The sequence below is a fragment of the Gluconacetobacter entanii genome, from assembly GCF_013155425.1.
In the GTDB taxonomy this organism is placed as follows: Bacteria; Pseudomonadota; Alphaproteobacteria; order Acetobacterales; family Acetobacteraceae; genus Novacetimonas; species Novacetimonas entanii.
In genome coordinates this window covers 1-12,161 of sequence record NZ_JABJWD010000140.1, presented here as the reverse complement: position 1 = coordinate 12,161, position 12,161 = coordinate 1, and the positions used below count along the sequence as shown (strand labels likewise).

The following is a 12,161-nucleotide window of genomic DNA, read 5'->3' as shown; positions in this document are numbered from 1 at the left end:
GGATCGTGGCGGCTGGGGCGGTGGCTGGGATCGCGGTCCCGGCTGGGGCGCGCCTTATCCGTATTACGGTTATCCCGGCTATGGTTACTATGGCTACCCCGGATATTACGGCTATCCCTATGGCGGTTGGGGCTGGGGTGGTTGGGGCGGCTGGGGCGGATGGTAAGTTCCGTTCTCGCCTGACGGGTCACGGCGCTGCGTCATGTGCAGCGCCGTGGCAGGTATGAAATGACACGGTCAAGCAGGATATCCATTTCCGGACGCGCGATCGGGTCGATGCAGGTCGTGATATAGGTCCGGGCACGGCGCTTGATCGTATTTGCATGCCGCAGTCCCATGTCCCGCAGGCCGCCCGTGCCGATCATGTCCGCGATCGTCATGTTGTGGTCAAAAGCGGTCCGGGCGATGTGGAAGGCCGCGCGGTTCACGATCGTCTCGAATTCTGCGCGGCCAAATATCGACTGGCAACTGTCAAGCTGGGACATGGCCTGTGCATACATGTCCACGGCAGGGCGCGTGATATGACGATGGAAATGCCGCCGGTGCCACGCGCGCGCCCAGATATGTTCCTGATGGGCGGCTTCATATTCCTGTACATTGGCGTGGCTGTCCGCGATCAGCGCATGCACGGCCCGCGCCGACAGCCACATGCTGGCAAAATCGGGATAGGTCTGTCCGTTCCATAAGGGGGCAAGGCCGGTCGAACCGATGGCGAAGCGGAATCCACGCTGCCCGTCGATACCGAACAGTACACTCAATGCCGGGTCCGCGCCGGTTTCCTGCCCCAGCACAAGCAGATGTCCCGCATCGCCCGCATGCATGTGGCGCTGTACCGTCAGGAGGTCGAACAGGCTTTCATCTTCGATCGAATGTTCGATATGTGCCTTTACGTAGGTCATGAACAGCGGGTTGCGGACATCGGTGACACCGCGCGGGCAGAAATCGAATCCCCACCAGCGTGACATCTTGACCAGGTGAAAGGCCAGTTCATTGCGCAGGCGCGTCAGTTCGGGTGGGTTTTCGCCCTCGTTACACAATGCCTGAATATCGCGGAACCGCGTGGCCAGTGTGTTAGCCTGTGCGGCGAAGGACGTGCGCGGGTTGAAATAATCAAGGAACAGGGCGGGGCGGGAATGTTCAAGGTGCCAGTCCGGGCTGCATCCTGTGGTTTCGGGCATGATGGCTTGATCCCTGCACGGAAAAAAAGATGCGGCATCGCCCGCAGGCAGGTGGGCGATGCCGCAGAGTTTTCACGGCGGTAGGGCTGGGAAATCGACGGTTGGGGAACTGTCTGATACGCCGTGAGTTCCTTTTTCATATTGCAAACGAATATCAATTGCAACAAGAAAGTCGCAACAGGACCGGCCATGCAGGCAAGAGCAGGGATCTGGTGTGCGTTGCCATGCGCCGGTCCGGATGGATATCGCGCGGATGCGGGGGAGGTTCCCCGCCCGTGGTGACATTAATGGTTTTGAAGACGAAACGTTCTTTCAGAAAACGTTCACATTCCCCAAGGAAAATCAGGACTATGGTCCGCTGGTCCATTGGTCGGCAAAGGATGGATCATGCAGGATACGTCACGTGAAAAGAAACAGGACTTCATTGAGGAATGGCGTCCCGCGCTTGTCTTGGTATGGAAGGGGCGTCGGCATGTGGATGCCGGAAACATGCCGCCGCTTTCACAGGATTTTTTCTCTTGCGATGGTGCGCCTGTGGATGACGAGGATGCCTATATCCACGACGAATTCTGAACATGCTGCGTGGGTTGCGCATTTGCGGCGCCGTCTGACAGCGGAGCAGGTTCCCGTATGAGCCATACGCCCGGTTACGATCGCGGCATGCTGGACAAGATCCGCATGCGTGAAGAAATCCTCGATGACCTTGATGAAGAAATCGAGCTTGAACTTGACGATGCGCGCCTTGGCTCGGGCCGGGCGTGCGATCCGCTGGACTTCCGGCAGACCTATTTTCGCGATCTTCTGCGACTGCAGGGCGAACTGGTGAAGGTGCAGGACTGGGTCAAGGAAACCGGGCATCGTCTGGTCGTGATCTGCGAAGGGCGCGATGCGGCGGGGAAGGGCGGCGTCATCAAACGGATCACGCAGCGCCTCAACCCGCGTATATGCCGCGTTGCTGCCCTGCCTGCCCCCAATGACCGCGAACGCACGCAATGGTATTTCCAGCGATATGTCAGCCACCTGCCTGCCGCGGGTGAAATCGTGCTGTTTGACCGAAGCTGGTACAACCGTGCAGGCGTCGAACGGGTGATGAATTTCTGTACCGACGCGGAATATGAGGAATTCTTCCGCTCCGTGCCGGAATTCGAGCGGATGCTGGTGCGCAGCGGGATCCAGATCGTCAAATACTGGTTTTCAATTTCCGACGATGAACAGGAACTGCGGTTCCGCGCCCGTATGGAAGATCCGCTGAAACAGTGGAAGCTCAGCCCGATGGATCTTGAAAGTCGCCGACGGTGGGAAGCCTATACCCTGGCCAAGGAAATCATGCTGGAACGCTCCAACATCCCGGAGGCGCCATGGTGGATCGTCCCGGCCGTCAACAAGAAGAAGGCGCGCCTGAACTGCATCAGCCACCTGCTGTCGCAGATTCCCTACCAGGATGTGGAAAGACCTGAAGTGACCTTGCCGGAACGTGTCTTCAGCCCGGATTATATCCGCCAGCCTGTTCCTGATGATATGATTGTTCCGGAATTGTATTGAAAAAGCAGGCGGACATGTCACCCTCCGGATGGTGGCTGGCGGCAGTCCCACGGGGCTGCGGCCTGTATGCGGCGCGTTATCGTGATTTCATTATTGTGAGATATTATGCGGAAACATTATCTACTATCAGTGCTGTGCACGTCATTGTTCATGGCTTCGGGAAATTGCATGGCGCGGACGTCGGCACCTGCCAAAGCGCCTGACGCGGGATACCTGACGCCCGCGACGCAGCCTGATGCGACACAATACCTGCCGCCTCCGCCGCAGGCGGGGTCGGCGCGACAGGCGGCGGACGACCATGCCTTTCAGTCCACACGCGGGCTGAAAGGGGGCGCACGCTGGGCGCTGGCGACATCCGATGCGGACCTGAGCATGGAATCCCTGCTGCGCAGCTATTCCTGTGCCGCCGGGTTTACGCTTGATGCCCGCAAGGCACCGCGCCTTGTCGCGCTGATCGCCCGGATGGATGCCAGTGAACGTGCCACGACGCGTTACGCCAAATCCACATGGCACCGCCCGCGTCCCTTTGTGGGAAATGACCAGCCGATCTGCACGGAATCGGATCGCGCCCATCTGGCCACGTCCGGGGCCTATCCGTCGGGACATACGATTCTGGGCTGGAGCACGGCGCTGGTGCTGGCGGAACTGCTGCCGGACCGGTCAACGGACATCCTGCAGCGCGGGCGCGTGTTCGGTGAAAGCCGCATCGTCTGTGGCGTGCACTGGGCCAGTGACGTGCTGGAAGGATACGTGACCGGGTCGGCGGATATTGCCGCCATGCATGGCAATCCGGCATTCCGTGCCGATCTGGATGCCGCGCGTACGGAACTGGAGGGCCTGCGTCAGGCTGCCTCCAGGCCCAACGCGCAGGCCTGCGCGATCGAGCATGACGCCGCGGCCCATTCGCCCCTGTGATGGAACCGTGCGGGGAAAGGCGCGTCTTTCCCCACCTGCGTTCATGTACATACCAAGAGACCCCCGCCGCGTTATCGTGAAACCGGGGCTGGAACTGGAAAAAAGACTGATGGACAAGGCCATGCTGACACGCAGGCACGCACTCATACTGGCGGGGGGCGCGGTGATGTGTTCGGTGCGGCCGGGTCATGCCGCACCATCCCTGGCGCCAGTGCCGCTGGTGATGGCGCACCGGGGCGCGTCCGCCCTGCGTCCGGAACATACGCTGGCGTCCTATGCCAAGGCCATTGCGGATGGGGCCGACTATATCGAACCCGATCTGGTTCCCACCAGCGACGGCGTACTGGTGGCGCGCCACGAAAGTAACATCGCGGGTACTTCGGATGTGGCGGATCACCCGGAATTCGCATCGCGCAAACGCACTATCGTCATTGATGGCGTGTCGGAGACGGGGTGGTTCACGACGGATTTCACGCTGAAGGAACTCAAGACCCTGCGCGCACGCGAACGCCTGCCTGCGGTGCGGGCGCACAACACGCGTTATGACGGGCATTTCGATATCCCCACGTTCGAGGAGGTCATTGATTTCGTCGCGGCGGAGGCTGCCGCGCGGGGACGTGTGATCGGCCTGATTCCTGAAATCAAGAACTCGACGCATTTCCACAAGCTTGGCCAGACGCCGGAGGAAACGTTCCTGCAGGTGATCGGGGCGCACGAATATACGCGCTACTGCCCGCTGGAGGTGCAGTCCTTTGAAACCACGAACCTGAAGATGCTGTATGGCAGGGTCAAGGCGATCAACCCGCAGGCGCGCCTGATGTTCCTGATGGGGGAGCGTACGCAACGGGTGCCCGACCTTGTGGCGTCAGGCCATGGGGCGACATTTGGCGACCTGATGACGCCTGCGGCCCTGCGTGACGTGCGGCAGTACGCCGATGTCATCGGTCCGTCGAATGTCGATATCATCCCGCGTGACGGGGCCGGGGCATGGCTTGCGCCATCGTCCCTGATCGAGGATGCGCATCGGGCGGGGCTGCTGGTCCATTCTTATACGTTCCGTCCGGAAAACTGTTTCCTGCCGCTGCAACTGCGTAATGCGATGGGGGACAATGCCCGCAATCCCGAAGGATCAATTGCGGAAATCCGGCGTTACCTCGATCTCGGGCTTGACGGGTTTTTCACCGACGATCCGGCACTTGGCCGCCAGGCCGTGCGGATGTAATCCCGCGTTAAGTATAAGAAGTTTTTGGTGAAGCTTTTTTCAAAAAGCTTCAAAGCAGCACCTGAAAAACCCTTATTTCTTAACAATCTTTTTATGACCGGCTGAACTTTCACGGGCATAACAGAAAAAAGGGGGCTGGCACATGATGCGCCAGCCCCCTTTTCATAGATCCTGTCAGGAACAGGTTCAGCTTCCCTGAAGCCCGCGCAGGACGTCCGCCGGACGCACCGGCATATGACGCAACCGCACCCCGACAGCGTTGAAGATCGCATTGCCGATGGCCGGCCCGACCACCGTGGTGCCGGGTTCACCCAGGCCCATCGGCTTTTCGGTGCTCGGCAGGAACTCGATGTCCATTTCCGGCGTATCGGCGATACGCAGCGGGGTATAGGTATTCAGGTTCCGGTCCACAGGCTGTCCGTTCACGATTTCCGTGTTTTCGAACAGGACCATGCTCAGGCCCCACAGGGCCGCGCCCTCGGTCTGGGCACGTGCGCCATCGGGATCGACCACGGTGCCCGCATCCACCACGATCGTCAGCTTTTCACAGCGGACAACCCCGGTGGAACGGTCCACGTGAACCTGCGCACAGCACGCAATCCATGTCGGCATGCCGCGTTCCTGACCCGCCGTCGTGCAGATGCCCAGCGCCGTGTCCTTGGGCAGGTTCTGCTTGCCCCAGCCGACCTTTTCCGCCAGGCGACGCAGGACCGCAGCCTGCCGCAGCGCACCACCGACCGCGTCAGGAGCTTCGCCCTTGTTGCGGCCCGCACCCGTCAGCATGTCCAGACGGAACTGCACCGGATCCTTCTTCTGCGCATGGGCGACTTCATCAAGGAAGCATTCCACCCCCCAACTGGTCCAGCCGGGACTGACCGAACGCAGCCAGCCGGGACGGAACGTCTTTTCCGCCAGGTCGTTGCGCAGGGCACGCACGCGGAATGCACCGACCTCGTACCAGTGATCGGCACCGGCGATGGCGAACTGGTCATACGGCACGTCATTCACGCCCTTGGACATGAACGCTTCGGCCATGACGCCGGTGGGCCAACCGGCCGCCGCCTGATAATCCATGGCGGTGATCTTGTTGGACGCATCGAACGCCATGCGCACCCGCTGCACCGAAGGGGAGCGGAAGGAGTCGAACACCATGTCGTCCGAACGCGTCAGGATCAGCTTGACCGGCTTGCCACCCAGCGCCTTGGAGGCGAGGGCGGCCGGGATCATGTAATCCCCGTTCAGGCGACGCCCGAACCCGCCACCCAGCAGGTAGCTGCGCAGCAGGACCTTGCTTTCGGGAACTTCCAGCGCCTTTGCCAGTGTCGGCAGGATCAGCGACTGCCACTGGTTGCCGGCATGGATCTCGTACACGCCATCCTTGACGAAGGCGAGGGCGTTCGTCGGCTCCAGCTGGTAATGCAGGACGGAGGCGCAGGTATATTCCTTGTCCATGACCGTATGGGCCGAACTGAACGCCTGATCCACGCCATCGTCGTTGAAGACGTAGACGCCACCTTCCTTGTGGTTGATCAGTTCGCGGCCACGATCCTGGATGTCGCGCTCATTGACATGGGCGGTCTCGCCGGGGATCCAGTCCACCTTCAGCGCGTCGGTCGCCCGGATGGCGGCAGCATAGCTGCTGGCAAGCACCACGACCCATCCCTGCACGACGCCCGACGGGTCATCGATCTTCAGGTAACGGATATAGCCCTTGACCTTGCGCGCCTCGCTGTCGTCAACCGAACGCACCTTGGAGCCATAGCGCGTCGGCGGCATCTTCGGACGGGCATAGACCATGCCCTCGACCTTCGCGTCGATGCCATAGATGGCCTCGCCCGTGGTCTTGGCGGGAATGTCGAGCGCCTTCTTGAGTTCGGAATTGCCGATCAGGCGACGCTCGCTCGCGGGCTTCAGGGGCAGCTTGGCCATTTCTTCGGGCGTGAAGGAGTGGCTGGGATGGCCCTGTGCGACAATGTCGCCAAAGCTGATCTGCTTGCCGTTGGCGGCGGACACGATGCTCTGGCTGACGGTGCACTTGTCCGGCGTCGTGCCAAGCAGGCGCGCGGCTTCCTCCACCAGCGCCGTGCGCGTTGCCGCACCCGCCTGGCGGAAGACATCCCACGTCATCCATACCGACCAGCTTCCGCCGGTCACCATCAGGCCCCACTTGGGATCGGTATCGACGTAATTGATACGCACCTTTTCCCAGTCGGCCTCCATCTCGTCCGCGATGATGCGGGCAAGGGCGGAGCCGATATGCTGGCCCATTTCCGCACGGATAATGTTGACCGTGATTTCCCCATCCGGCGCGATCGAACACCAGATGGTCGGCTCGAACGCCCCGTCGCCGGGGCCGGATTTGTCAAGCGGGAAGATCTGGTTGGCCGAGGCCTGCCGGGCGAAGCCGAACATGACGCCAGCCCCCAGCGAGGTGACAAGGAAGCCACGCCGGGACAGTCCCTGTCCGGCGCCGGAGCCTTTTCCGGTAAGAAAACGGTTCAGTCTACCCATTTGACGAATCTCCGCGTGCGGCTGCCGCGGCCTTCTTGATGGCCTCGCGTATGCGAATGTAGGTCATGCAGCGGCACAGGCTCCCGGCCATGACCGCGTCGATTTCCTCATCCGTGGGGGAGGGATAATCCTTGAGCAGGCTGACGGCCTGCATGATCTGCCCGGACTGGCAGTAACCGCACTGCGGCACCTGCAGTTCACGCCAGGCAACCTGCACGGGATGCTTGCCCTCGGGGTCGAGTCCCTCGATCGTGGTGATGTCAGCGCCTTCGGCGGCGCTGACGGGCGTGATGCACGAACGGGTGGCGCGGCCGCCGATATGCACGGTGCAGGCACCGCACATGCCGATGCCACAGCCGAACTTCGTCCCGGTCAGGCCGACTTCGTCACGGATCACCCACAGCAGGGGGGTATCTTCCGGGACGTCAACGGTGACTTCGCGTCCATTGAGGTGAAAGGTCGTCATGTTCTAGCTCCGTCTTTCATCTCAATGAGAAGAGGCGACAGGAGAGGCAGCCAGCGTCTTGCGGACATCCGCGGCTTTCTTCTCAAGGTCGGTCCAGGGTTTCAGGGTCGTCCGCGTGGCGCGCAGGTAGGCGGCCAGACGTGCGAGGTCCGCGTCGGAGAAGGAATGATAGAAGCTCGGCATCGAGGCGGTGGAGATGCCTTCCGTCGTTCCAATTCCGTGCAGGATCACCTGATACAGGTTGGTCGGTTCATCCAGCCACAGCGCGTTGTTCAGCGCCAGGTCCGGGCGGCCTTCGACAGGCTGCGGGCCGGCATTGGCGTGGCATGCGGCGCAGGCCCCGGCATACAGCCGTGCGTTCGGGTCCGTCTGCGGGCCAACCAGGTCACGCATGGAGGCCTTCATCGCCCAGGCGATGGCCTTGGGATCCTCGCTGACGCGGCTTGATGCCTTGTCGATATCCGCAAGGTAGTGCGCGATGGCATGCACGTCGGATTCCGGCATCTCGCTCAGGCCGCCATGGACGACCGGCGACATCGGCCCCGCGGCACTGCCATGCAGCGGGGCGGAGCCATAGCGCAGGTACTTGAAGAACTCGTCCTCGGTCCACACGACCGGGGTCGGGTTGTGTTCATTGAGCGGGGGCGCGATCCAGTTATCGACCGGCGCACCGTCATAAGGCGCGCTGCTCTTTTCCGCGCCCATGGCGTTACGCGGCGTATGGCAGGCGGAGCAGTGGCTCAGCCCTTCGGCCAGGTACGCGCCACGGTTCCATTCCGCATCCTTGGCGTTGTTGTTCTTCAGCGGCCCTTCATGCAGGAAGAGCAGCTTCCACCCGGCCTGTTCGAGGCGGATGTTGAACGGGAAGGCGACCGTGTTTTCGCGCTTGACCGAATGGACCGGCTCACGCGTCATCAGGAACGCATAGACATCGTCGATGTCCTGATCCGTCATGTGTGTGAAATGGTCGAACGGGAAGGCAGGGAACAGCTGCGTGCCGTCACGCGAAATGCCCTTGCGCATCGCCCGCTTGAACGCCGCTTCGGACCAGTGGCCGATACCGGTTTCCGGGTCTGGCGTGATGTTGGAAGAGAAGATGGCGCCAAAGGGCGTATCCATCTTGTAGTCGCCAGCCAGTTCGATCCCGCGCTTGCCATCGGTGCGGGTATGGCACTCCGCGCAGTAGCCGCCAGCGGCGAGCACGCGGCCGTGTTCGATCTGCGCCTTGCTGAAAGAGGAAGGAGGTGGCGGTGCGACCGGAGAAATCTCCGGATACCACGCGTAAGCAAGGAATCCGACGCCTCCGGCGACACCGATTCCCACAATCGCTGCTGCAATGCGTTTAATCACGATGTTCTCGCGGTTGTGAAAGTCATTAGATCACCCCGTATCATCCGCCCCGAGTTTCGGCGCTACGTCTTCAGAAACAACGAAATCAGCATGCATGTGCATGCCGCCTTCCGGCACCGGATCGGCAGGACGCGCATCGGCGTTCCTCCTCGCGGCGGACAGTAAGTCTTCTGTTTCCTAGTCAAGGGCTTCCACCCAACGTAAGGTGAAAACGCCTATAAGACTTATTTGGATTTTTATACCCCATAGGAAATCTTCTGTAAAAGCCTGAATAAGTGGCGTTTACAGGGGCCTGATGGCGGATGGGGCACGATACGCGGGAGAGGAATTTTCCCGGCGGGCTGTGTCTATATCCGCTTATATACAGACACGCGCCGCCGGGTCAAGCGGGGACGACACGGATTGTCGTCCCCGGCATATTATGGGTGCCGGTTGTTATTCCGGCAGGCTGTAGGCGACCACGTAATCGCCCATCTTGGTGCCGAACGATCCATGGCCACCATCGGCCGTCACGATGAACTGACGCCCGTTGACGGAGTAGGTCATGGGCGTGGACTGCCCGCCGGCGGGCAGGCGGTCCTGCCACAACTGCTTCCCGGTCGTGACGTCATAGGCGCGGATGTAATAATCCAGCGTGGAGGTCAGGAACGCCACGCCACCTGCGGTCGTCAGCGGCCCGCCAAGGCTGGGCACGCCCATCTTGAACGGCAGCGGCAGCGGTGCGCTGTCGCGGATCGTGCCGTTGCGGTGCTTCCATACGATCTTGTTCGTGCGCAGGTCGATGCCCGACATGTATCCCCATGCAGGCTGCTTGCACGGCAGGCCCAGCGGCGACAGGAACGCATGCAGGTCCACGCCATAGGGGACGCCGAACTGCGGCTGCACGCCACTTTCGCTGCCGGACGGCAGGGACTTGTCCGGGGTTGCGGGGTTGTTCGGACCACGCGGGATCAGGGTGGAGACGAACGGGATGGCGATCGGGTTGGCGATCGCGATCTGCCGGACCGGGTCAACCGCAAGGCCACCCCATTCGAACATGCCCAGGTTGCCGGGGAACACCAGCGTACCCTGCAGCGACGGCGGCGTGAACGGCCCGTCATAGCGGAGCTGGTGGAACATGATGCGGCAGATCAACTGGTCAAACATCGTGCCGCCCCACATGTCCGCATCCGTCAGGTTCTTCTTCGGGCGGAATGTCAGTTCGGAGAAGGGCTGCGTCGCCGACAGGTGATCGCCCGGCGCTGCACCCTGCGGGACGGGGCGTTCGGGGGCAGGGACCACCAGTTTGCCATTGCGACGGTCAAGCACGAAGATATTGCCGGTTTTCGCGGGGGCATACAGGGTGGGGACGATTTCGCCATCCGCGTTGCGGATATCCACCAGGCTGGGCTGTGCCGGGATGTCCATGTCCCACAGGTCATGGTGCACGGTCTGGTAGCTCCAGGCCAGTTTCCCGGTCGATGCGTTCAGGGCGACGATCGAACTGGCATAGCGTTCGGCATCCGCATTGCGGTTTCCGCCCCAGATGTCGGGGGTCTGTACGCCCATGGGAATATAGACCAGGTCCAGATGCGGGTCATAGGACGCCGTGATCCACGAATTGGGCGAATTGGGCACGAAATGGTGCTGCTCGGACGGCATTTCGTTCGGGTCCGGGTTGCCCGGGTCGAACGCCCATTTCAGTTCACCCGTATTGACGTCGAACCCGCGCGTCACGCCGGATGGCTCATGTGTGGAATAATTGTCCGTCACCGCGCCCGAGACGATGACCATGCTGTCGGTCACGACCGGCGGGGATGTGGGTTCGTAAAATCCCGGCGTCTTGACCGTCATGCCGTCCTTCAGGTCAATCTCCCCGTCCTTGCCAAACCCGTGGCAGCGTTCGCCGCTATGGGCGTCAAGGGCGAACAGGCGGCCGTCATTGGTCGGCAGGAAGATGCGCTGCGCACATTCGGCAGGCGCGGCATCGGCGTCGGCCTTTGCCTCGTGGTAGGAGACACCACGGCAGGTCAGGTGCTGGAAGGTCGGGTTGTGGACGATCTGCGGATCGAATTTCCACCGCTGCTTGCCCGTGGCGGCGTCAAGCGCAAACAGGATCTGGTGCGGGGAGCACAGATAGACCGTATCGCGGATCTTGATCGGCGTGACCTCGTCCGTCGTCTCGCCCGGGTCGCCGGGGCCGCGCATGTCGCCGGTGCGGAAGGTCCATGCGACCTTCAGTTTGCTGACATTGGCGGCCGTGATCTGCTTGAGCGGGGAGAAACGGTCTCCGAATTCCGTCCGGCCATAGGCCTGCCAGTCCGCGTCGGGCATTTCGTTCGCATCCCCCGGCGTCGGGGCGTTCTGCGCCACGGGGGGCAGGTCGCCCGCGATATCCTGCGGATCCTGCGTCAGGGCAATCCCGACCACGGCGACGGCGGCCGCGATGACGGCCCCGAGCGCCAGACGCGGCGGCCTGGCCTGTGTCGAGAGCGCATGCGTCACGCCCGGCAGGAAGAACAGGAGTCCGATCGGCACCAGGATATCGCCACGCGGGGCAAGGGCCCAGAAATCGAACCCGACCTCCCGCACGGCCCAGATCATCGTGCCGGCCAGCAGGACGGCATAGAGGGTCAGTGCGGTCTGGGAGCGTATCCACAGCATCCATGCCGTCGCCAGCAGCGCGGCGCCGGCGATGACATAATAGAAAGAGCCCCCCAGAACGGCCAGCCACAGGCCACCCCCCAGTAGATAAAGACCGGATATCGCACACACGGCGATGACGAGAAGGAGCGTGGGGGTGCGACCGGGGCCGGGATGGGAAGGGGGCGTATTCATGATCATCCTGAACAAAGCAAAAACAAGGCGCGCGACGGCTTTGCCCAAGGAGACAGCTTATAAAGCAGCCTCAGGTCAAGAGGTTATTTTTGACGATGACGTGTCAGGCCACCCCGCCATGGGGGTATGGCAGGCGGGGTGGGCGACGGATCATGAAAGG

General features: G+C 61.8%; 9 protein-coding genes. 4 read left to right on the top strand and 5 right to left on the bottom strand.

The annotated features are described in order from the left end of the window. Positions 1-200: 200 nt before the first annotated feature. Positions 201-1,178 carry a hypothetical protein gene (locus HNH97_RS16840; RefSeq protein WP_171791654.1) on the bottom strand — a complete coding sequence of 326 codons (978 nt, stop codon included), beginning with the start codon at positions 1,176-1,178 and terminating at the stop codon, positions 201-203. A 387-nt stretch (positions 1,179-1,565) separates the two neighbouring features. Here HNH97_RS16840 and HNH97_RS16835 point away from each other — a divergent pair, with 387 nt between their 5' ends. The 4 genes from HNH97_RS16835 to HNH97_RS16820 all read left to right on the top strand — a co-directional run bounded on the left by HNH97_RS16835 (position 1,566) and on the right by HNH97_RS16820 (position 4,857). Further along, complete coding sequence (locus tag HNH97_RS16835; protein WP_171791653.1) at positions 1,566-1,751, top strand: hypothetical protein; 186 nt, start codon at positions 1,566-1,568, stop codon at positions 1,749-1,751. A 57-nt stretch (positions 1,752-1,808) separates the two neighbouring features. Further along, on the top strand, positions 1,809-2,720 hold the full coding sequence (gene ppk2, locus HNH97_RS16830) for a polyphosphate kinase 2 (protein ID WP_171791652.1): 912 nt from the start codon (positions 1,809-1,811) through the stop codon (positions 2,718-2,720). A 168-nt stretch (positions 2,721-2,888) separates the two neighbouring features. After that, positions 2,889-3,635: an acid phosphatase gene (locus tag HNH97_RS16825; protein ID WP_171791651.1), complete on the top strand. Its 747-nt coding sequence runs from the start codon at positions 2,889-2,891 to the stop codon at positions 3,633-3,635. A 121-nt stretch (positions 3,636-3,756) separates the two neighbouring features. Then, positions 3,757-4,857, top strand: coding sequence for a glycerophosphodiester phosphodiesterase (locus HNH97_RS16820; RefSeq protein WP_110913319.1), 1,101 nt, complete (start codon positions 3,757-3,759; stop codon positions 4,855-4,857). Positions 4,858-5,043: 186 nt separating this feature from the next. On the opposite strand, the gene HNH97_RS16815 is transcribed toward HNH97_RS16820, so the two are convergent. From HNH97_RS16815 to HNH97_RS16800, 4 genes are all read right to left on the bottom strand, one after another. Then, positions 5,044-7,368, bottom strand: coding sequence for a xanthine dehydrogenase family protein molybdopterin-binding subunit (locus tag HNH97_RS16815; RefSeq protein ID WP_171791650.1), 2,325 nt, complete (start codon positions 7,366-7,368; stop codon positions 5,044-5,046). Further along, positions 7,361-7,834 carry a (2Fe-2S)-binding protein gene (locus tag HNH97_RS16810; protein ID WP_110913304.1) on the bottom strand — a complete coding sequence of 158 codons (474 nt, stop codon included), beginning with the start codon at positions 7,832-7,834 and terminating at the stop codon, positions 7,361-7,363. The genes HNH97_RS16815 and HNH97_RS16810 overlap by 8 nt, the downstream gene beginning before the upstream one ends. A gap of 21 nt (positions 7,835-7,855) precedes the next feature. Further along, entirely contained in the window at positions 7,856-9,184 is a 1,329-nt protein-coding gene (locus HNH97_RS16805; protein WP_171791649.1) for a cytochrome c, read from the bottom strand. 435 nt (positions 9,185-9,619) lie between these two features. Continuing rightward, positions 9,620-12,001, bottom strand: coding sequence for a glucose/quinate/shikimate family membrane-bound PQQ-dependent dehydrogenase (locus HNH97_RS16800; RefSeq protein ID WP_216657702.1), 2,382 nt, complete (start codon positions 11,999-12,001; stop codon positions 9,620-9,622). Positions 12,002-12,161 lie beyond the last annotated feature (160 nt).

What these genes read in the sequence shown, in the direction of transcription:
- HNH97_RS16825 (WP_171791651.1), top strand. Translation starts at nt 2,889, where the DNA reads ATGGCGCGGACGTCGGCACCTGCCAAAGCGCCTGACGCGGGATACCTG.
- ppk2 (WP_171791652.1), top strand. Translation starts at nt 1,809, where the DNA reads ATGAGCCATACGCCCGGTTACGATCGCGGCATGCTGGACAAGATCCGC.
- HNH97_RS16800 (WP_216657702.1), bottom strand. Translation starts at nt 12,001, where the DNA reads ATGAATACGCCCCCTTCCCATCCCGGCCCCGGTCGCACCCCCACGCTC.
- HNH97_RS16835 (WP_171791653.1), top strand. Translation starts at nt 1,566, where the DNA reads ATGCAGGATACGTCACGTGAAAAGAAACAGGACTTCATTGAGGAATGG.
- HNH97_RS16840 (WP_171791654.1), bottom strand. Translation starts at nt 1,178, where the DNA reads ATGCCCGAAACCACAGGATGCAGCCCGGACTGGCACCTTGAACATTCC.
- HNH97_RS16810 (WP_110913304.1), bottom strand. Translation starts at nt 7,834, where the DNA reads ATGACGACCTTTCACCTCAATGGACGCGAAGTCACCGTTGACGTCCCG.
- HNH97_RS16820 (WP_110913319.1), top strand. Translation starts at nt 3,757, where the DNA reads ATGCTGACACGCAGGCACGCACTCATACTGGCGGGGGGCGCGGTGATG.
- HNH97_RS16815 (WP_171791650.1), bottom strand. Translation starts at nt 7,368, where the DNA reads ATGGGTAGACTGAACCGTTTTCTTACCGGAAAAGGCTCCGGCGCCGGA.